The sequence below is a fragment of the Stutzerimonas tarimensis genome, from assembly GCF_042648805.1.
GTDB lineage: Bacteria > Pseudomonadota > Gammaproteobacteria > Pseudomonadales > Pseudomonadaceae > Azomonas > Azomonas tarimensis.
This window is the reverse complement of record NZ_JBHRXZ010000029.1, coordinates 171683-192551: the sequence shown is the minus strand read 5'-3', so window position 1 is coordinate 192551 and position 20869 is coordinate 171683. Positions and strand designations below refer to the sequence as shown.

The following is a 20869-nucleotide window of genomic DNA, read 5'->3' as shown; positions in this document are numbered from 1 at the left end:
GGTGTGCAGGCGCGGCATCTTGTAGTTGACGACGGCAACGCCGACGGTGTCGGGACTGCTGGAAATATCTCCGTGACGCATGGTGTGCACCTCTTGAAACGAAGGCAGGTCAGGCCTGCGGTGGTGTAACCAGGGCGGGACACAGTCCCGGCCCACAGGCTGCCGGCGTACTAGCAGGCAGCTATTTTTTCGGTGCGGTCGCCAACCATCGGGCCGGCGCAATAGAGGAAGACGCATGAGGCATCCGGGCCGGGCTGGCTGCAGGGCGCGGTGGCCAGGCCGAAGCGCTCTTGAAAGAAGACGTGAACGCTTTCGGCGGCGCGCGCGCTGAGCGTTGGCTTCCACAGCCAGATGTCCTGGTCACGGTCCACCGCCCGGCTGGCGAACAGGGCCTGCTCGGCATCGCCGCACACGCCGACGAACCATTGCGGCCGGGCGGCCTCGAGTTCCTTGATGTAGCTGAGAAACTCGAACTTGATCTGCTGGACGCTGTAGGCCATTGCGGTTACCCCGGTATCGGTTGAAGGCGTGGAGAAGAACCGGCATCGCCGAGCCGCTTGCGCCGCTGCTCGACCAGCGCCGTGCCGCGCTGCTTTTCTTCGGCGGACATCAGCTCGATGACCCGCTCGAGCTGGACCAGCGCAGTGCCGACGCCGTGCTGCGCGGCCAGCGACAGCCAGGCGAAGGCCTCGACGCGATCCTTCGTCACGCCCTGCCCCTGCAGGTACAGGTAGCCCAGCCGTGCCTGGGACGGGTAATGCCCTTGCTCGGCCGCGCGCCGGTACCAGTAGGCAGCCTTGGCGGGGTCCTGCTCGGTTTGCTCTCCCTTGGAATACAGCGTCGCCAGGTTGAACTGAGCACCACAGTCGTCGGTGGCGGCGGCCCGTTCCAGCCAACCTAGGCCGGCCGCGACATCTACCTCGCAGCCCTGCCCCATCAGCAACATGGCGCCAACATTGGTCTGGGCCTGCGAGTGCCCGCCGCGCGCCGCCTGGAGATACCACTCGAAGGCCTGGCTGAGCGATGCCGGTGCGCCTTGGCCACCGGCAAGGCAGGCACCGACCCACATTTGCGCGGTGCTGTCACCGCTCTCGGCCAGGTGGCGGAAGAGATGCAGCGCCTGCGGGTAATCGCCGTTCTTGTAGCGCGCTTCGGCGATGGCCAGCGTGGGCTGGGCACCAAGAAGCGTGTCGGATGGGATGCTCATAACAGGTAATTCCTCACGTTGCCGTAGAGTTTCAGGTCACCCTCGTAGCGCGCCTCGGCCGTGATCCGGCGCACCAGGCAGCCCTGAGCCCAGCGGCCGGCGGGATCGGTTTGCAGGGGTGTGTGCTCGACGCTTGCCGGACTCGGTCGCTCCAGGCCCTGCAACTGGGCGCAGAAGGCGGCGGCGCGGATGCCACGCGGGTGAATCAATGCCAGCCAGCGATCACTCAAGGCTTGCTCATCGCCGTCTCCCGCCGGCGCGGTGGAGAACAGCTGTATGCGGCATAGCGTCTTGCCCAGCGCGGTGGGCTGCAGCAGCACCAGGCAGCTTTCGTTGCCCTGCGCCAGCAGCAGCAGGTTGGGAAAACCCCAGAAGGCCAACAGGGCATCGGATCGCACCTCGAAAACATCGTCATCGGGGATCGTCGAGCGCCCCTGCCCGGTCTCCAGCAGATGCTGGCCGAGTAGCTTCCAGTCAGCGTCGTACTCGCGCCAATGCACGGCGATGCGGGTGGCCTCGGCCTCCAGCACGACCGGGAGCGCCCCCAGGTCGGTGGTGGCGAGCGGCCCTGCCTCGGAGTCGAGGTTGACGAAGATCAGCTCGCCTAACGTCTGCACCCGCACCGGTAGCAAGCGCTCGGGGCGCAAGCCGAGGTACTGGTGCATGGCCGAAGCACCATCGCCAAGCTCATCGGCGGTGATCGGACCGCGGTCGCGGCTGTAGCCACAGGAAGTGAAGGAACAGCTGGTCTTGCGGCCGCCTTGACACTGCAGCGGCACGACGCGACAGCCACCATGCTGCGCCTTGTTGAAGGCGCCACGCAGCGAGCCATCTTCCTGGCGCTGGACATGGATGCCATGGTTGCCCAGCGTGTAAGGCAGCAGGTCGCCCGGCTGCGGAATGTCCCGCTGGGTGCCAATGCAAACCCAGTCGCGGGTCCAGATCCGCTCGTCCTCCAGGTAGGCGAAACTCAGTGAACGGTAGGCAGCCAGTGGCAACAGGCTTGCCGGCCCCGTCTGGGCGATGCAGTCGGTGTAGGTTTCCGGGGCACACAAATCCACTTCGCCCTCGAAATACCCCAGTTCTGGTCGACGCGACATGTCGTTACTCCCGTTCTCGTGAAAGCCGGAGGGGGTGCCCCCTCCGGGTACGCTCAGACGCGACGACGGTGCCGGTCTTCCGGCGCGTCGTAGTCCGCGCGGCCACGGTACTGGATGGAGTCCGACGGCGGCGGCGGCAGCGGGCCATCCATCGAGAAGCGGTCCAGCACGTTTTTCACCAGCCGGGAAATGTTGTTGTCGCAGTTGTTCCAGGGCAGCGAGCCGCAGAAAGCAATCGAACTGAAGGCAAAGCAGGCGCCGCCGTTGGGCGTCTCGTGATAGGCGATATCCGAGCGCACACGCGGATGCACGGTGCCGTCGAGACCCTGCTGGTTGAAGCCGAAGTCCTCCATGACCAACAGGTAGGCCTCGGTGTGGCGCCCGGCTGAGGTCGCCACCGTCAGGGTGTGCGGCGGTGAGCCAAGCATGGTGTCGACGATGTCCAGTTCGAGCCCTGCCGCTCCGCCGCCGACCAGACCGAAATTGCCGAGCTTCTCGTCGTAGTCGATGCCCTCGAACGCCCAGCTGACCCGTGGGTCATCGCTTTCCGGCGTACGCGAGTAGTAGGAAGAGATGTCGAAACCCTCCGACGACATGCCGGTACCAGCCACTGAGTGCAAGTAGCGTCCACGGTAGCGCCACATGCCCCCGAGCTCGCCGGTACCCTGGTGGTAGTACTCGCCGGGGTCCGCGCGCCAGGTGCGGATGCCCGACTCGCAACGGCGCATTTCGGTGATCACGCCACGGCCGGTGCCCTCGTAGGCGGGGTGGTACGAATGCACCCAGTACCAGGCGTCGGCCCCCATGTACATCAATCGGCCGCCGCGCTGGGTGTAGTTGTGCAACGCATCGAGCTGGGTGCCGCTGTTATGTTCGGGGTGCGATCCGGTGATGATGACGTTGTAGTTCTCCAGCCGGGCGAGCCCTTCGTAGGTCACGTCCTCGTCGGTGAACACGTCGTATTCATAGCCCATCGTTTCCAGCCAGTAGACCAGGTGCAGATCGGCCGGGTACTGCCAGGGCGCCTGGGCCAGAAAGTGATCGTACTTGGGGCGGATGCTGAGGATCGGACGCAGGCGCGACGACATGCAGATACCGCTGCCGTCGGTATGAGTGTCGTAAATCGACCCGCCATACTCGCGGTGCTCAGCCAGGTACATGTTCTGATGCTGCATGATCGGCACGCGGTAGACGAACAGTTCCGCACCACCAGCGTTACAGGCCACGTGTTCGTTGGCGTAGGCCATGTAGCTGATGGTCGGCACCATCACCGCGATCTTCGATTGCTCCTTGCCGATTTCCGGCACAACCCAGAACGGAATGTAGTCTTCGTCGCCGTCGGCGGTGGTCAGTTTGGCGGCGTAGAAACGGCTCTTGACGTCGGCCGGCACCTGCCACTCGAAGTCCACCTCCCAGCGCGCGTCATCGACGTCGTCGTCATGAAAGTGGATCGCGCCGTATTCCTTAGGTGACTGCTTCCAGTCGAACACGGTGCCGGACCAGTTGTAGCCGGTCAGCGCACGCGTCGGGCAATTCACCAGGCGTGCGTTGAGGTGATACGGGCCGTTGTCCTTGGCCACGATGGTGTTGATGCCGTCGGAGAAGTCCCATGCCGCCACGATGCACTCGGACAGCTCGGCGGTCGGGCCGGTGCTGCGTCGCTCGGTCATGCCCAACTGAGCGCCTTGCTTCATCGCCTCTATCTCGAAGCGGCTCAACGCCCGGCTGCACAGACGGGGCGAATCGATCTTGCCGTTGTACTTGCCAGCAAACACCACGCCAGAGGGCAGTGACGACTTGGCCAGCGGGCCGCCATCGGCCGTCTCTACATAGGCCGCGATCGCCAGCGGAATGGGTTTGTGCACGATCTGGGTGGCAATCGTTTCGCGAACCGGCTCGATGACCGGGTCAAGCGCATACATGATCTGCGGTTCGTGATAGAGGATCGCCTCGCCGGTGGTGGCATCGAAGGTCGCGGCCAGGAAGTGCCAGGCATGGTCTCGCAGCGGCAATGATGTGCTGATCTTCTGGTCGTTGATGCGCAACTCGGCGCAACCGTCTTCGTTGATGAACAGACCGAAGCCTTCTCCGCCGGACCACTTGGTCACCAGCCCCTGGGGTCCATGCTTCCAGTAGCGCGGGTGGGTCTTCGGCGCAGTCGGCCAGACCCAGCATTGAAGCGTGAAGCTTTCCACCTGCAACGGCTTGGCATCGGTGACAAAGCCATAGGAACCGCCGTGGATGACCTGCTTGCGACCCTGCACCTCGCCCTTGAAAGCGCCGGGTACCGCCTTCTCGATAAATCCCGGGCCTCGTGGATTGGTGTCTCCATGGATCATCTGGACGATTTCGGCTCGAAAACTTTCAGGACCATCGCAGTTGACATAGAACTTGATAGCTTCACCGGGATGTACGCTGAACTTGTCGGCATATCCGGTCAATCTCATGGCGGTCATTCTATTGGCTCCATTATTTTTGCACGCAGCTGCCCGGGCGGCTCAAGTTATGAGCCGCGTCGGCAAGGCTTAAATTAATTTAGCGAAGCGGGCTTACACGAACCCAAGTATGTCGTGATCAGGTAACCGGCCAGTTGTCATCCTTGCGTTTCCAGCCTTCGTGATAGTGCTCCGGCATACCCGCATCCTTCGGTAGTTCATCGAGTCGCATGAGAAAGATGTCATGCTGGATTTCCTGCTCGTCGTCATAAACCTTGTCATTGACGAATACCGGGGGCACTCCACGAATGCCCGAGAGGCGGGCAATACGCCACTCCTTTTCAATTTTGGTGCAGACGATGATCAGCTTCCCGGCCACGCTTTCGCCACGCATGCGCAACAGTACCCGCCGCAGATCGGGGTGGTCGATCCAACCCCCGCTGATATCGGTCGTATCACCCGGCGTCGCGCACTGGACGACGGAGAACCCCGCCACGCCTTTCATGGAGTCGACGCACCGGCGATGCTCTTCAATCATGGCGTCGCGTTCCGGTGTGCCCTTGTCAGGTATCGATATCATCTTTCATCTCCTCTTGTGGTCAAAACTACAGCCTGAACTGTTTGCTAAACCGTTAGATGTTCCTCCACCAACTCATCGGTAAGCTGGTCGATAGCGCCGCTGGCGACGATTCTTCCGTTATCCATCATTAGAAAATCGTCACCCAATGAACGGGCGACTTTTATATGCTGCTCGGAGAGAATCAAGGTAATGCCGTGGTCCCTGTTCAGCATCCGCAGCTTGTTTCCGATTTCCGCAACGATATTGGGCTGAATGCCCTCGGTAGGTTCGTCCAGCAACAGCATTTTCGGATTGACGGCAAGCGCCCGGGCAATGGCCAGTTGTTGCTGCTGACCACCGGAAAGCAGCCCGGCGCGGCGTTCGAGGTTATCCGCAAGATAGGGAAACAGTTCCAGGCACAAGTCGGGCACTTCAGTCTTGCCATCGGGGCGCGCGAACGAGCCCAGCAGGATGTTTTCCCTTACCGTGAACTTGCCGAAGATCTGCCGTCCCTGGGGGATGTAGCCGATGCCGTGGCGGCTACGCGCGTGGGTCGGTATGGAGCCCACTTCCTCCCCAAGCATCTTGATGCTTCCGGTGGTGCGATCGGCCAGCCCCATGATGGTCCGCATCAAGGTAGTCTTGCCCACCCCGTTGCGCCCCAGCACGCACAGGCACGAGCCCTGTTTCAAATCGAAGGAGATATCCCGGAGGATCTGCGTCTTGCCATAAAAGGAAGACACCCTGTCGAGGTTCATCAGCATCAGGCAATCTCCTCTTCGGTCCCCAGGTAGACATCGCGGACCTTGGGGTCGGCCTCGATCTCGTCGATGCGTCCCTGCGCCAGCAGGCTGCCCATGTGCATGACCGTGACCACGTCGGCAATCTGCCTGACGAAGCCCATGTCATGCTCGACCACGATCAGCGTGGCACTCTTGCGGATCTCGCGCAGCAAACGCGCCGTTTTTTCCACCTCCACTTCGGTCATGCCCGCAATCGGCTCGTCGAGCAGGAGCAACTGCGGCTCTTGCATCAGTACCATGCCGATCTCCAGCCACTGGGTTTCGCCGTGGGAAAGCAACCCAGCCTCGGTGTGTAGCCGATCCTGTAGGCCGACCAGCAAACAAACTTCGTCCAGGCGCCGCTTCATGCCCGCATCGCTGAACCGGAACATATTGCGGATCGGGTTGGTCACGTGGCTGTAGGCAACCTCAAGGTTTTCCTCAACGGAAAGATCCTTGAACACCGCCGGTACCTGGAACTTGCGCCCCACTCCGCACTTGGCGATCTGGTTCTCGCTCATACCGGTGAGCTCGAAGCCGCGGAAATTCACGCTTCCGCTGGTGGGTTTCAGGCGACCGCTGATCAAGTCCATCAACGTGGTCTTGCCGGCGCCGTTGGGACCGACCAGGCAGGACAAGGTGCCTTCCACCACATCCAAGCTGAAGCCGTTGATCACATGGTGGGTGTCGAACTTTTTATGAAGGTCACGGATTTCCAATACACCCGGCATATCAACCTCCTACCTTGAGCGACCGCGACTTGGTCGATTCGCGAGGTTTCGAACGTCCCGACGGGAGTCGGGCGAGGAGCATCTCGAGCAGGCCTGCCAGGCCACTCGGTAGAAAACGCACCACCAGGATGAAAAAGAAGCCCAGGATCAGTACCCAGGTGTTGAGGAAGGAGTCGCCCAGATAGCTCTGCCCGCCCTGGATCAAAAACGCACCGATGATCGCGCCCAAAAGCGACAGGCGACCTCCGATACCTGCCCAGATCACCATTGTGATACTGAAGGCTACGTCGAATTGCGCTGGCGACACGTACTGCATCAGCAGGGCGAAACAACAGCCGGCCACTGCGGCGATGAAGCCCGAGATGGTGTAGATCAGCGTCTCGTAAAGCGCCACGCTGTAACCCAGGAAGCGCACCCGTTCCGGATCGTTTTTCAGTGCCTTGACGACCTGCCCGAACTTGCTCTGTATCAGCAGTTTGGCCAGCAAAGTCAGGACGGCCAGCAGGACGAACACCAGCCAGAATACGGTCGGCGAATAGGGGTCGAGCATGGTTCCGAAGACTTCCAAGGGCATGGGCGGGCTGATCCCGTTGACGCCGTTGGTATAGGGCTGCACGTCGATCACCAGCGTATAGATCGCGCTGAGCATGGCCAACGAGATGATCGCGAAGAACGGCCCCGAGACGCGGGCCTGAAACATAAGCCCACCGAACAACAGGCAGAATGCAGTCGGTATGGCCAATGCCAGGAACAATCCTCCACCCGTGCTCCAGAACGGCTCCCAGAACCATGGCAGCAGCTCCAGGCCATTGTTCAGCATGAAGGGCGGGACGGGACTCATCTCTGGATCCTGGGACTGCATCTGCATCGTCATGGCCGTGCAGTATGCAGCCAGCCCAAAGGACACTCCCTGGCCCAAGTTGAGGATGCCGCCAATGCCCCAGCACAGGCTGATCGACATCGCCAGCAGGCCGTAGACGCCGTAGATCGCGAGCTGGTTGAGCAGAAACGCGTCTTCGACGGTGGACATGACCAAGGCGAGCACACCGAAAAAGGCCAGGTAGAGCGCCCACTGGGCACGCTTGTCATGGTAGAGATTGCGGGCTGGCATTGACTTCGCCTCCGATGCAGCAAGTTGGGTCGGGCGGTACGCGTTGTTCATCGACGTGTGGCTCCGGCAGCGAACAGTCCCTGCGGACGGAATCGGAGGAAAATCACGATAAGAATGAACAGCAGGAAGCGGGCAAAGGTGGAGTTGAAGAAGAAGGCGAACACCGACTGGATCTCACCCATCAGCGCCGCTGCCGCCACGCTGCCGGCCAACGCGCCCCCGCCGGTGACGACAACCAGGAACGACTCGACCACATAGCCGGCTCCCATGGTCGGCAAGACGATGTTCAATGCCGCGAACAGCGCGCCGGCCAGGCCCGCCAGCCCTGAGCCCAGGGCAAAGGTGTACATGTAGATCCGGCTCGAATTGATACCGAACGAGGCGGCCATCTCCTTGTTCTGGGTGACGGCGCGGATCTTGATGCCGAAATGGGTACGGTAGATCAGGTACCAGGTCGCGCCGACCAGCAACACCGCGCCAACCATCAGAAAGATGCGAAAGCTTGAGAGGCTCAGCGGCCCAAGCATTAAATTGCTGGAGAGAAACTCTGGCATGCTGATGTATTTGGGCTCGCTGCCGAAAATGATGCGTATGCCCTGCATCAGCACCAGCGAGACCCCCCAGGTCGCCAGTAGCGTGTCCAGGGGACGCGCATAGAGGTATCGAACCAGTACCCTCTCGATTACCAGACCGATCAGCCCGACGATCACGAAGGACAGTGGCAGGCACAAAAGGAACGGCACGCCCAGGAAGGCCTGCAGGCAGTAGGCGCTGTAGGCCCCGAGCATGATGAACTCGCCGTGGGCCATGTTGATCACCCCCGCCGTGCCATAAATGATGGTCAGCCCCAACGCGGCGATCAGCCATATGCTGCCGATGCTCAACCCCAGCACCAGCGAATTTGCGAAGGAAACCCACGCGAAATCCATGCCTTTTCCTCTCTCAATACGTAGTGGGCCGGGCAGGCCGGCCCGTTCTAGGGGGCGTCAGATCACGTTCGTGCGAACCGAACCGTTCGGTAACTGCAGACCTTCGGCCGTGCAGATGCCGGCATCCGGGTAGATGGAAAAAGGCTCGGGCGCAACGTGCTCGCTGGCTTGCTTGACGATCTTGAAGCTGCCGTCGGACTGGCACTGGCCGATCTTCGGGACCAGCCAGGTATTGAAGTTCTGCTCGTCGATCCAGGTAGGGCCTTCGGGTGAGATGTCCGCTTCCAGGCGCACTCCCGCCGCGGCGTCCCGAATCAACCTGGGCGTTACCTCTTCCATCCCGTGCTGCGCGATCGCTCGTTCCAGTGCGGCCTTGAACACATACGCGGAGGTATAGGTTTCCTCCATGTTGTAGTGTGTGGTGCCGTTCTTGCCGTATTTGCTGCTGAGGAAGTTTTCGACAAAACGCTGGTTGGTCGGGTTATCCAGTGCCTGAAAATATGGCGCCGAAAGGAAATGACCCGCGCCATACTCGTTGCCCATCGCACGGGTTTCGATCTCACCAGTGGTCAGCGAGGCGATCGGCATCGAGTCCGCACTTAAGCCGGCCTGGCGGAACTGGCGATGGAAGGCGATATCGGAGGAGCCGACCACCGTGGAAAAGATGAAATCCGGCTTGGCCGCGCGGATCTTGTTCAAGACCGGGCCGAATTCGGAGCTACCCAGCGGGATGTATTCCTCGCCTAGCAATTCACCCCCAGCCTGTTCCAGCCAGATCCGCGCGTTCTTGTTCGATTCCTTTGGCCAAACGTAGTTGGATCCCACGAAGAAGACCCGTTTGCCGAAGTTTTCCACCATGTAAGGGATCAGGTCCTTGGAGTGCTGATTGGCCAGCGGCCCAGTACAGACCGTGTTCTGCGTGCACTCCGCCCCCTCGTAGCAGGTCGGGTAGAACAGAAGGTTGTTCTGGCTCATCACCGTGGGTAGCACGGCCTTGCGGCTCGCCGAGGTATAGCAGCCGAACACCGAGATCACCTTGTCTCGCATAATCAGCTCGCGCATTCTCTGGGCATAGACGTTCATGTCCGACATGGCGTCGATGATGATCGGCTCGATCGGTGACCCATTGATGCCCCCCGCCGCATTGATCTCGTCAATGGCGTATTGCATGACCAGGGCCGAGTCTTCCTCTGGCACCGCCAGCCCACCAGTGAGCGAGAACAGAACACCGACCTTGATCGGCTTGCCGGTATCAAGCGTTGCCCCCCAAGCCTCGCGCGCGGAAGGAATGAAGATGCTCGGCGCAGCAACCGCTGCCGCCGCGGTAATGGAGGCATTACGAAGAAATCGGCGTCTTGTAGTGCTCATAATTTGCTCCCTTGATCCTCTGAATAAAGTTGTCACGTGAGGCTTTGATTACACTCAACAAGTTGCAGTAGCCGTGCCAAAAGCCATAACTCCTGGGAAGAATTATTTTTTCCAATGCTTCTATATACTTAGATCAATCCCCCACACTATGCACTCTAATTATTCGAAATTCCGGCCGATTTATTGCCCCAACCAAGTGCATCACGCACCACTTGTTTACAACACTTTAATTCGCAAACAAACAGCACAGCAGCACCCGCTTCTCGAGAATATTCTAGAAAAGTTTTTTATTTATAAATCCTTTTAAATCAACAGGTTATGTAATCAACAATCCGCATAACTCTAGCCCACTTTGACTCCTCCAAATAATTCGGAAGTATTCATGGAAGGAACTTCATCAGGACTGTCATGGCGAAAATCTAACGTACGCCTGCCAAACCGGAACGCGCCGGCTTTGCCTCCAACGCGTCCATCAGCAAGGGACGTATTGACCCGCGGATACACTTTAGTTGTTTCGCCATGACCACAGCACTTTTCGCCAGGACCCTTACCCAGACACCATTATTTCCGGGAAGCTCGCTTGTTCCGACATATACTTCTTCATCGGCGAATGAAACGTTGCGGATATATTCGACCAGTAAAGACGCATTTACCTTACGCGTTAAAATGAAAAATGTGCCCAGCGTGCCGAAACCTCCGTTTATCCCCGTCCGCGGCTCGCCTAGATCGGCTCCTTGTATGCGCATTCGGTCGAGAACCTGAAGGCGTCCCTCCGAATCCCGGACCCGTGTCACGCTGTGGTAATGACCGAAGCGCTCAAGATCACCGCCCGGTCCATGAGCCATACAGACATCCCAGAGAAGCAAGCTTGCCTGGGGGCTCAGGCTTACATCGACTTCGTTCAGCAACTGCGCCCTGGAAAACAGGACTGTTGGCTTGGGCAGGTATTCGAGCAGGGCATTCGCGCCGACTTCCAGGCAGGTGCGCTGGCGGGCCTCCCCCTCTCGCATACCATGAACGATCGTGGAAGCGCCGGTGGACAGGTGCGCCATCGCACCCGGTCCGACCGAGACGGAAAGCCCCAGTTCTTCACCTTCGAAAATGCCTCCCGAGCAGGACTGCAGTAGAACCGTGGCCATCGGCTCGGGGTCGGTCGGCAGCCGCAGCACCCGCCCGACGTGGTAGGGATAACTCACCTGCTGGCGGGCAAGAAAGGTCACGCCATCGGGGGAGCGGGTGAATGCCAGACGCGCCTGCGCCGGCAGCAAGGAAGCCACTCCTGACACTGGCGCGTTCATGCGGCGCGAAACAGCACAGCGGAGCAGATCACATCGACCACTTCGTCGACGCCCTCGCCTGTTGCGCAGTTCGTGAACAGCACAGGCTTGTGCCCACGCGCCTCGCCGGCTTCCCGGCGCATGCGCTCCAAATCCACGCCGACGTATGGCGCAAGGTCCTGCTTGTTGATCACCAACAGGTCGCAACCGAGCACGCCAGGCCCACGTTTTCGTGGAATATCATCGCCGCCGGAGACATCGATGACGAAGATCCAGTAATCCACCAAGTCCAGCGAAAAGGTCGAAGCGAGATTATCTCCACCCGACTCGATCAGTACCAACTCAAGCCCCGGAAAGGCGAGTTCCAGTTCGTCAGCCATCTGCTGGTTGACCGTCGGGTCCTCACGTATTGCGGTGTGTGGACAGGCCCCAGTTTCCACCGCACGCACACGTTGCGGGTCGATCAACCCGCTACGCTGGATACGCTCGGCATCCTCGCGGGTCACCAGATCATTTGTGATGACGGCGAGCTGCACATTGCGCTCGAGCAAGCGCGGGATCAGTCGCTCGAGCAGACGCGTCTTGCCGGAACCGACCGGACCGCCGATGCCGACGCGGGCTGCGCTCAGCTGGCGCCCAGCCGGATCGGCCGAAAGAATGGAAGGATGATCGGGCAGTGGCATGGTCACTTGGCTCTCCTTTTATCGTTATCGCAGCATGTAACGCTGGGTGAGCGGCAGTTCGCTGGCCGGGTCACACGTCAGCAATTCGCCGTCAGCGAAGACTTCGAAGGTCTGTGCATTAACCGTGATCGCCGGGCAGGCGTCGTTATGCAGCATGTCGGACTTGCGCAGAGTCCGCGTGCCGCTGCAGGGAAGCAGCTGCTTGCGCAGCCCGAGCCGGGACCGGGCATCATGCTCGATCGCCAACTGGCTGACGAAGTTGACTGATAACCCCTTCTGCGCCTCACCGAACGCGCCCCACTGCGGGCGCATGGCAAGCGGCTCGCAGGTGTACAGCGAGGCCGCCGAGTCGCCCATCGCCGCATGGACGATGAAACCGCCCTTGATCACCACCTCTGGCTTGATGCCGAAGAATTCCGGCCGCCACAGCACCAGGTCCGCCAGCTTGCCGGGCTCGATCGACCCCACGTAGCGGTCGATGCCGAACACCTTCGCGGCGTTGAGCGTGTACTTGGCTATGTACCGCTTGATCCGTTCGTTGTCGCCGATTCGCGTCTTTTCCTCCGGCAGCCGGCCGCGCTGGTCCTTCATCTTCGAGGCGAGCTGCCACGTCCGACAGATGACTTCATTTATACGGCCCATGCCCTGGCTATCCGAGCCGAGCATCGAAATCGCGCCGAGGTCGTGCAACACGTCCTCGGCCGCGATGGTCTGAGCGCGGACCCGCGACTCGGCGAAGGCGACGTCCTCCGGGACGTTCGGATTCAGGTGATGACACACCATGATCATGTCCAGGTGTTCGTCGAAGGTGTTCACCGTGTAGGGGTTGGTCGGATTGGTCGACGACGGCAGGCAGTTGTCCCGCCCGGCCACTGCGATGATGTCTGGCGCATGCCCGCCGCCGGCCCCTTCGGTGTGGTACATATGGATGGTGCGGTCGCCGATGGCGGCCAAGGTGTCTTCGAGAAAGCCGGACTCGTTCAGCGTGTCGGTATGCAGCTGCACCTGGAAGTCGTACTGGTCCGCCACACTCAGGCAGGTATCGATCACCGCGGGCATCGCACCCCAGTCCTCGTGGATCTTCAGCCCCAGGCAGCCGCCGCGCAGTTGGCCGAGCAGCGATTCGGGCTTGCTCGAATTGCCGCGACCGAGGAAGCCGAAGTTGATCGGCCAGGCTTCCGAAGCCTGCAGCATCTTGCCGACGTTCCATTCGCCGCCGCAGTCGATACCGACGGTGATCGGCCCCAGCGAACCGCCGATCAGCGTGGTCAGCCCCGAGGCGAGCGCGTGCTCGCACAGCTGCGCCGAGTCGAAATGCACATGAACGTCGATCCCGCCTGGCGTGACGATCATCCCTTCCGCATCACGTACGGTGGTCGATACGCCGCAGATCAGGCCAGGCGTGACGCCATCCATAATCTGCGGGTTGCCGGCCTTGCCGACGGCCACGATCAGCCCTTCCTTTATACCGATGTCGCCCTTCACCACGCCCAGCACCGGGTCGATAATGGTGGCGTTGCACAACAGCATGTCCAGCGCGCCGTCGGCGCTGTCGTGACCCGGCATCAAGCCCATGCCGTCGCGCAGGGTCTTGCCACCGCCGTGCAGACATTCGTCGCCCGGCACCGCATGGTCGAACTCGACTTCCGCCAGCAACGAGGTGTCGCCTAGTCGCAGCGCATCGCCGGTCGTGGGGCCGAACATTTCCGCGTAGGCCTTGCGGCTCATCCTGGTCATCTCAAGCTCCCGAGAAATTTTTATCGCGGGCTCGCTGCAACGCGGCCGCCTTGCATGCCGGATCGGCGATCGATCCGTTGGCGAGGCCGCTGAAGCCGTACACCTCGCCAGTGCCGCCGAAGGCCACCAGCTCGATCTCGCGCTCCTCGCCTGGCTCGAAGCGCACCGCGGTGCCGGCCGGAATATCCAGATGCATACCGAACGCGGCCTCACGGTCGAAGCGAAGGTTCCGGTTCACCTCGAAAAAGTGGTAATGGCTACCAACCTGGATGGGCCGGTCCCCCCCATTGAGCGCATTCAATCGGCAGCGGCGCCGCCCTGGGCTCAGTTCGATATCGCCGTCAGCTGGAATCAGTTCTCCTGGCCGGCGATAGTCGCCCTGCGCCAACCGCCCTGGCCGAATCGGCTGATGCACCGTGACCAACTTGGTACCGTCCGGGAAAGTAGCCTCGACCTGCAGTACCGGCATCAGCTCGGCCACCCCGGACATCACCGCGTCGGTGTCGAGCAGGGTGGCGCCAAAGCCGATCAGCTCCGCCACGCTTCGTCCTTCGCGGGCGCCCTCGATGATTTCGTCCGCGATCAGCGCGGTCGCTTCGGGATGGTTGAGGCGTAACCCTTTGGCGCGTCGCTTTCGGGCGATTTCGGCTGCCGTGTAAAGCGTCAGGCGTTCGAGTTCAGTAGGTGTCAGCAGCATGAACGGCTCCGGTCAGTTGAAGAACAGGCGAAGGGCCTGATGCTCATGACGCATCACGGCGATTTCGGTAAGGGGAACGAAGCTGTGGGCGTCCACCACGTCCAGCGGCGGCTTGTCGAGCAACGCCAGCAGGTCACCGCGCACCTCGGCCAGCACCCGCTGGGCTTCGATGTGGCCGAACAGCCCCAGCCGCAACGCGGCGCTCGCCAGCGTGGTGCAGAAACCATGGACGGACGCGACTTCAGCGTCGCCCCAGGCGAGACCGAGATGGCGCCAAAGCGCGCCTTGCACGATCGGCAGGTGGCCCTGCAGCGAGCCATCTCCGACGCACTGCTGCAGGCGCCCCGCCCCAGGTGTGCCGAGCTCGGCATGTACCCGGAGCAAGGACCCGCCATTGCGCCGGGATCCTTCACGCATTTCCTTCGCCAAGGTCATCGCCTCGATCTGACCATCCAGCTCGATCAGCTCCGCCTCATCATTGGCCCCCTGCCAGGCCGCGAACAGGAAGGGACGATCGAAGCTATTCCAGCGGTGGCTCAGCTGGAAACGAATAAAATCCGCGACCACGTCGCCCCGCTCCTGGCGCTGCACGCGGCGGCTGCGCCGTTGCCCGGTCGGTTCGACGGCTGGGAGCCAGTGGTCGGCGAACAACGTCTCAAGGCCCCACGAACAGCCGAGCGTTCCCGCCGGGAAGAAACTGTCGGCCTGCTGGAGCGCGGCCAGGCGACTGGCCAGGGCGCTCACGGCTCGAGGATCCGGGCGCGACCGTCCGCCAGAATCGGCTCGAGACGGGCAAGATAATCGGCGCGCGACCCGCTCTGCGCGATCAGCAGGTGGCCGCCTTCGAAGCGGACGGTCCAGTGCATGTTGCCGGCGAAGTAACCCAACTCCAGCGCCGCTTCGGCATCGAGCGGAGCAATACGAAGCCATTGCTGGTCCTGGGTGCGTACCACGATCGCCCGCTGCGCCTCGATCAGCAACACAGCGCCATTGAACAGATTCAAGCGGCGATCGAGGGCAATCGCACAGTCAGTGCCTTTGTCGCTCAGCAGGCGCAACCGATGCCGCTGGGTATCTTCCGGCGCCAGCCAGAGGCTCTCGACGCGGCCCTCATGCTCGAGGTGATGCAGCTGATCGCCGATATCCGGATCGACCGCCGACCCAAGGATCCGAGTGAGCGTAAGCATGCAAACCCTCCACTGTTCTGTCGCGCCCAAGGTCACCGCTCACGGCGCCCTGATGGGCAAAAAAAAAGCCTGACGCCCAAGTCTGCGAACGCAGGTCGGGTGTCAGGCTTTCTGTGCCTGGGCTGGGGAGACGTCTTTGTCTGACCCAGTTCGTGCATCACCGATCCCATACATGCCGAAGGGCGTATGGCCAAGCGGTGGTGCTAGCGGCAAGGGTCTATCAAGAAATGGGCCAACCGCTGAAGGAGGCATTCCTGCTGGGAAACCTTAATTCTGCACAGGAAAAAGTGCACCATAAGCGTGCTTTTTGGAGCCTGTGCGCACCATCGGCGGTCAGAATCCAAGCGGTAGCCACCCTTCGCCATGCATCCTTACAGAAGCAGCTGCACCCACGAATACGCCGATGGCACCGCTCTTGCAGCACCACCTGCGACTGGACTCATTATTCGCCCGCAACTCAAGGCCGCACAATGTCGAATAACCCCATCTTACTGGGCGGATTGTTTTCTGAATCGGGCCCTCTCAGGGACATTGAGGTCTCTATGCGGCGAGGCACCGAACTTGCCATCGCCGAAGTCAACGAGCAGGGCGGAATCGACGGCCGCCCTTTCCAGCTTTGCCAGCGCGACCCAAGGTCGAAAACTGCACTTTACGTCGAGCATGCCGAGTCGTTAATCCGCGACCAGGGCATCAACTTTTTGCTGGGCTGCTATATGTCCAGGATGCGCAAGATGGTGCTCCCCATCGTCGAACGCTATAACGCCCTCCTGTTCTATCCGGTGTTCTACGAAGGTTTTGAATACTCCGAAAATGTCATCTACACCGGCTCCACGTCGCACCTTAACAACGTGCCACTGGCGAACTACATGTTCGAGCATTACGGCAAGCGTGTCCTGATGATCGGCACCGACTACATCTACCCTTATGAGTCCAATCGCATCATGAGCGATCTTATTTACGAGGAGGAAGGAGAGAAACTTGGAGAATATTATGTACCACTGGATGCATGCCGCGAAGATTATTCAAAACTGTTAAGCCATATCGAAAAGGACCCGCCTTCCTTCATCTTCTGCACCGTGGTAGGTGAAAGCCTCGGCTATCTATACGAAGGGTATCGCCAACTTGGCCTGACGCCTGAAGAGTTGCCGATCGCCAGTTTGACCACCAGCGAAACGGAGATCAGGCGAATTGGCGCACAGGACGTTGCCGGGCATATCACCGCAGCCAGTTACTTCCAGTCCGTAGACACCGAAGCCAATCGCAGGGCGGTGGAACGTCACAAGCAAATGTTCGGTGAGGACCAAGTGACGGATATGTGCTGGGAAGCGGCCTATTTCCAGGTCCACCTGCTTGCAATGGCCATGCGCAGGGCGCGTAGTGAACGCGTCGACATGATCCGCGAGATCCTTCCCTCGCTGGAATACCAAGCCCCCCAGGGAACAATTCGGGTCAACGGCAACAACCATCATACTTACTTGCACGCCCGCATCGGACGCGCCCGGCCGGATGGCCAGTTCGATATCCTCTTTCAAACCACGCACAACGTGGCGCCCGACCCCTACCTCATCTCGCCGAAGCTCGGCTCCTGGGCAACGAGAAGAAGGCGCGGCTGATGACTTTGCGCTCAGGCAAGAAGCGGCGTTTCACACAGGGGTCGGAACCGACGCCCCTGAAAACATTGCGCGAACTGACGGTACTGGTGATTCACCCGGACAATGAAGACGGCCAGAACCTTACCGCGCAACTTCAACGCATCGGTTGTCAAGTACGTACCCAGTGGCCGATTCCGGACCGGGCGCCGGCGGAAACGGACCTCATCATTCTGGCGGTCACGCCGGAAACCCTATCGATCAATGCACCTTGGCTATTTAAGCGCGCGATCCCCATCCTTCCGGTCATCCGATTCGAGAATCCAATCATAATCGAAGCACTGCAACAGTTGGATGCCTTCGCAGTCATCCCCGCGCCGGTGAGATCCTTCGGTGTGCTGGCCTCAATCGTCTTGACACTCAACCAGGCCCAAAAGGCGCGAGACCGGGAGAAGCATGTCAAGCGCCTGGAAGGTCGACTGGCGGTCAACCGGACCATCCAGAATGCGAAAAACATCCTTATCGAGACGCAGGGTCTGAGCGAGCGCGAGGCTTATAATGCGCTACGGGACCAGGCGATGGCCAAACGCGAGCCCGTGGAAAAGATCGCCGAGGCTCTGATCAACGCCCGCAGCTTTTTCGTCAAATGACAGGGCGAGGCCAAGACAACGCTGCTACGCCACGAGCGCATTACTTCTATACCGGAGATCTCACTCGCCAACGCTCGTCGGCTCTGCGGTCATTGCATCGAAGTGCGCGCTGAGGTCTTCTCGAAACCTCGCCGCTCACCCGGCTCCGGCATCTCCTGGGCTGGACAAGTAGACCAGGAAAGTCCGCCACAGGCGCTCGTCGGCCCTCTCGCCCGCCAGCATTGCCCCAGGTCAAACAGGTCATGGGGGCTGCCGGGACAGCGCCGCTGCCATCTTGCGAGTGCCCTCCGCCGCCGAGGGAAACTCTGAAGAAGACTTCCTGATTTGGCAAAATGCCCAGACTCTCACCACGCCCGAGTTCCGATGAAGCAGCTGACCTTCGCTGACGCCGAGTACGCCGGCAAGCGCAAACAGACCCGCAAAGAGTTGTTCCTGATCGAAATGGATCGGGTGGTGCCGTGGAAGGGTTTGATTGCCTTGATCGAGCCGCATTACCCCAAGGGTGAAGGCGGCCGACCGGCCTATCCGCTGATGGCGATGCTGCGTGTCCATCTGATGCAAAACTGGTTCGGCTACAGCGACCCGGCGATGGAGGAAGCCCTGTACGAGACCACTATCCTGCGCCAGTTTGCGGGGTTGAATCTGGAGCGCATCCCTGACGAGACCACCATCCTCAACTTCCGTCGTTTGCTGGAGAAACACGAGCTGGCTGCTGGCATCCTGGCAGTGATCAATGGCTACTTGGGTGACCGTGGTTTGTCGCTGCGCCAAGGTACCATCGTCGATGCCACGCTGATCAATGCGCCGTGTTCGACCAAGAACAAGGACGGCAAACGCGATCCGGAAATGCACCAGGCCAAGAAGGGCAACCAGTATTACTTCGGTATGAAGGCACATATCGGTGTGGACGACGAGTCGGGCCTGGTGCACAGCGTGGTGGGTACGGCGGCCAACGTTGCTGACGTTACCCAGGTCGACAAACTGCTGCACGGCGAGGAAAACATGGTCGGTGCCGACGCGGGTTACACCGGCGTAGAGAAACGCCCAGAACATGAAGGCCGGGAGATGATCTGGCAGATCGCTGCCCGCCGCAGTACATATAAGAAGCTGAGTAAGCGCAGCGCACTGTACAAAGCCAAGCGCAAGGTCGAAAAGGCCAAGGCGCAGGTGCGGGCCAAGGTCGAGCACCCCTTCCGGGTAATCAAGCGCCAGTTTGGTTACACCAAGGTGCGTTTTCGCGGACTGGTGAAGAACACGGCGCAACTGGTGACGCTGTTCGCGCTGTCGAATCTGTGGATGGCTCGCCGACATTTGCTGACGAATGCAGGAGAGGTGCGCCTGTAAGGTGGGAAATGGCCTCCGCGAGGTGCTCTCGGCGGCCAGAAACACCGAAATGGGCGGGTTATCTGATCGTTTTTGGTCGAGTCGCCGCTTTTAAATCGGCAGAGCGGAAATCTGCTGGAGATACAGGGCTACTTCAGACCATCCCGAGGTCTGCACCTCCAGGAAGAGGCGTTGGCCTTGATGCTGGGAGTTTGATCACTGGTAATGACTAAAATCCAGTCTAGACAAACCACATGCAAACGCTGCCAGTTTATTAAATAGAAAATTAAGTCACTCTTAGTGACTAAAGAGACCCCATATGATTCACCCTAAATGACAACGGCTTGCGCTTGCCGCGGCACTTGGCCGGGGGAGTCGTCTTCCCCCGGGTTTCTTCTGCAAACGCTTCAGGTGCGGCTTCGATCAGTTCCTCGGCCTCGTTGAACATGGCCACTGAGGAATCGGCATCCTCGGGACTACGCCCGGATTTGGGTAAGAACAGTTTGCGTTCTCTTCCTGCAACTGCAGAATCAGAGCTGAGCAGGACGGGATCGTCGGGAAGGTTGTCGGCGCCCAAATTTCATGGCGCCGGATTACACCGGCTCAGGCCACGAAGCGCGGTGTCAGAACCTATACAGGTCGACCTCCTGGACCTTAGCGTCGGGACGCATCATGGCAGTGAACTCCAGTGAAAACGGGAGCTCAGCATCCCTGCCGCCGGGGAACATTGTAGGCGGGGTTTATGGAGCGCTTACCGAGCGTATCTTCACGTGCCCATCGATTGCTCACGCGAGGCTTTCACCTGCATTCGGTCAGATATCCGGGACGTATTGCCTGCCAAGCGCTGCAGCTTCAGGAATATTGAAATGTTGGGGCTGCGGAGAGTTCAGTTTCCTCACTCATAACCCAACCGCGACGGATCTAATGGGAGGCGCTTTCAACCAGCCACTCAGGAATGTCCCGCATGCCATGTAATACGCGCCATACGTCGACATGGTCATCGCGTTCAACGTAGAACACCAGATAGGGATAGCGTTTCAGCGGCCAGTAGAGCACCCCTGGTAAATCCAGCTCATGGGCGTACCGAGGCATACCCGAGGCCGGATGGCGGCTGATGTGGGTATACGCGTTTTCCAGGGCATCGATGAAATCGAGCGCAGCCTGCTCGGCCTGCTCACCCAGGTAATAGCCGACAGCGTCCTCTACATCCTGGCTGGCAAGGGCTCGCGGAATGACTGGCTTGGCCTTCATCCTCGAGCCTTACGAACCTTGGCGCGCAGGGATTCGAAGTAGTCGCCATCCACAGGAGCAGTGGGAGCCGACTCAGCCCCGGCCAGTAGCAGACCACGCAGGTGCTGCCGATCCTGATCCTTACGAATCAGCTCCCGTACATATTCGCTACTGGTGCTGTAGCCTCGCTGGCTGACCTGGTCATCGACGAAGGTCTTGAGGGCGTCCGGCAGGGAGATGTTCATGGTGCTCATGGCTCTGTCCGCCTTTGACA

At 60.3% G+C, this 20869-nt stretch carries 21 protein-coding genes; 3 read left to right on the top strand and 18 right to left on the bottom strand.

All coding sequences use genetic code 11. The annotated features are described in order from the left end of the window. Nucleotides 1-170: 170 nt before the first annotated feature. The 16 genes from ACFOMF_RS18160 to ureE all read right to left on the bottom strand — a co-directional run bounded on the left by ACFOMF_RS18160 (nt 171) and on the right by ureE (nt 15803). On the bottom strand, nt 171-500 hold the full coding sequence (locus tag ACFOMF_RS18160; protein ID WP_386367548.1) for a hypothetical protein: 330 nt from the start codon (nt 498-500) through the stop codon (nt 171-173). Between the two features lie 5 nt (nt 501-505). Beyond that, nucleotides 506-1207 carry a tetratricopeptide repeat protein gene (locus tag ACFOMF_RS18155; RefSeq protein WP_386367546.1) on the bottom strand — a complete coding sequence of 234 codons (702 nt, stop codon included), beginning with the start codon at nt 1205-1207 and terminating at the stop codon, nt 506-508. Continuing rightward, nucleotides 1204-2307, bottom strand: coding sequence for a hypothetical protein (locus ACFOMF_RS18150; RefSeq protein ID WP_386367544.1), 1104 nt, complete (start codon nt 2305-2307; stop codon nt 1204-1206). The genes ACFOMF_RS18155 and ACFOMF_RS18150 overlap by 4 nt, the downstream gene beginning before the upstream one ends. Nucleotides 2308-2360: 53 nt before the next feature. Next, nucleotides 2361-4763 (bottom strand): N,N-dimethylformamidase beta subunit family domain-containing protein, encoded by a 2403-nt coding sequence (locus tag ACFOMF_RS18145; protein WP_386367542.1) that lies wholly within the window; start codon nt 4761-4763, stop codon nt 2361-2363. Nucleotides 4764-4881: 118 nt separating this feature from the next. After that, nucleotides 4882-5322 (bottom strand): hypothetical protein, encoded by a 441-nt coding sequence (locus ACFOMF_RS18140; protein ID WP_386367540.1) that lies wholly within the window; start codon nt 5320-5322, stop codon nt 4882-4884. Nucleotides 5323-5366: 44 nt separating this feature from the next. Continuing rightward, nucleotides 5367-6065: an urea ABC transporter ATP-binding subunit UrtE gene (urtE, locus tag ACFOMF_RS18135; RefSeq protein WP_386367538.1), complete on the bottom strand. Its 699-nt coding sequence runs from the start codon at nt 6063-6065 to the stop codon at nt 5367-5369. Next, nucleotides 6065-6814, bottom strand: coding sequence for an urea ABC transporter ATP-binding protein UrtD (gene urtD / locus ACFOMF_RS18130; protein WP_386367536.1), 750 nt, complete (start codon nt 6812-6814; stop codon nt 6065-6067). The genes urtE and urtD overlap by 1 nt, the downstream gene beginning before the upstream one ends. Before the next feature lies 1 nt (nt 6815). After that, complete coding sequence (locus tag ACFOMF_RS18125) at nt 6816-7925, bottom strand: ABC transporter permease subunit (RefSeq protein ID WP_386367534.1); 1110 nt, start codon at nt 7923-7925, stop codon at nt 6816-6818. A gap of 47 nt (nt 7926-7972) precedes the next feature. Then, entirely contained in the window at nt 7973-8854 is an 882-nt protein-coding gene (gene urtB, locus ACFOMF_RS18120) for an urea ABC transporter permease subunit UrtB (RefSeq protein ID WP_386367531.1), read from the bottom strand. Nucleotides 8855-8911: 57 nt separating this feature from the next. Continuing rightward, nucleotides 8912-10258 (bottom strand): transporter substrate-binding domain-containing protein, encoded by a 1347-nt coding sequence (locus tag ACFOMF_RS18115; RefSeq protein ID WP_386367529.1) that lies wholly within the window; start codon nt 10256-10258, stop codon nt 8912-8914. Nucleotides 10259-10641: 383 nt separating this feature from the next. Beyond that, complete coding sequence (locus ACFOMF_RS18110; protein WP_386367526.1) at nt 10642-11490, bottom strand: urease accessory protein UreD; 849 nt, start codon at nt 11488-11490, stop codon at nt 10642-10644. Between the two features lie 26 nt (nt 11491-11516). Then, the gene (gene ureG / locus ACFOMF_RS18105) at nt 11517-12182 is read right to left on the bottom strand and encodes an urease accessory protein UreG (protein WP_386367571.1); all 666 of its coding nucleotides are present in this window, start codon (nt 12180-12182) and stop codon (nt 11517-11519) included. Nucleotides 12183-12206: 24 nt separating this feature from the next. Next, complete coding sequence (gene ureC, locus ACFOMF_RS18100; protein ID WP_386367523.1) at nt 12207-13919, bottom strand: urease subunit alpha; 1713 nt, start codon at nt 13917-13919, stop codon at nt 12207-12209. A gap of 1 nt (nt 13920) precedes the next feature. After that, nucleotides 13921-14616 (bottom strand): urease subunit beta, encoded by a 696-nt coding sequence (locus tag ACFOMF_RS18095; protein WP_386367521.1) that lies wholly within the window; start codon nt 14614-14616, stop codon nt 13921-13923. 12 nt (nt 14617-14628) lie between these two features. Continuing rightward, nucleotides 14629-15360 carry an urease accessory protein UreF gene (locus ACFOMF_RS18090; RefSeq protein WP_386367518.1) on the bottom strand — a complete coding sequence of 244 codons (732 nt, stop codon included), beginning with the start codon at nt 15358-15360 and terminating at the stop codon, nt 14629-14631. Continuing rightward, entirely contained in the window at nt 15357-15803 is a 447-nt protein-coding gene (gene ureE, locus ACFOMF_RS18085; protein WP_386367516.1) for an urease accessory protein UreE, read from the bottom strand. The genes ACFOMF_RS18090 and ureE overlap by 4 nt, the downstream gene beginning before the upstream one ends. Before the next feature lie 470 nt (nt 15804-16273). Between ureE and ACFOMF_RS18080 the strand changes: the two genes are divergently transcribed. The 3 genes from ACFOMF_RS18080 (at nt 16274) to ACFOMF_RS18070 (ending at nt 19386) form a co-directional block, all read left to right on the top strand. Then, entirely contained in the window at nt 16274-17416 is a 1143-nt protein-coding gene (locus tag ACFOMF_RS18080) for a transporter substrate-binding domain-containing protein (protein WP_386367514.1), read from the top strand. Beyond that, nucleotides 17416-18042 carry an ANTAR domain-containing response regulator gene (locus tag ACFOMF_RS18075; protein WP_386367511.1) on the top strand — a complete coding sequence of 209 codons (627 nt, stop codon included), beginning with the start codon at nt 17416-17418 and terminating at the stop codon, nt 18040-18042. Before ACFOMF_RS18080 ends, ACFOMF_RS18075 begins: the two co-directional genes overlap by 1 nt. Before the next feature lie 363 nt (nt 18043-18405). Further along, nucleotides 18406-19386: an IS5 family transposase gene (locus tag ACFOMF_RS18070; protein WP_386367509.1), complete on the top strand. Its 981-nt coding sequence runs from the start codon at nt 18406-18408 to the stop codon at nt 19384-19386. 900 nt (nt 19387-20286) lie between these two features. On the opposite strand, the gene ACFOMF_RS18065 is transcribed toward ACFOMF_RS18070, so the two are convergent. Both ACFOMF_RS18065 and ACFOMF_RS18060 read right to left on the bottom strand, forming a co-directional pair. Beyond that, nucleotides 20287-20616 (bottom strand): type II toxin-antitoxin system RelE/ParE family toxin, encoded by a 330-nt coding sequence (locus ACFOMF_RS18065; RefSeq protein WP_386367506.1) that lies wholly within the window; start codon nt 20614-20616, stop codon nt 20287-20289. Beyond that, nucleotides 20613-20849 (bottom strand): type II toxin-antitoxin system ParD family antitoxin, encoded by a 237-nt coding sequence (locus tag ACFOMF_RS18060; protein WP_386367504.1) that lies wholly within the window; start codon nt 20847-20849, stop codon nt 20613-20615. Before ACFOMF_RS18060 ends, ACFOMF_RS18065 begins: the two co-directional genes overlap by 4 nt. Nucleotides 20850-20869 lie beyond the last annotated feature (20 nt).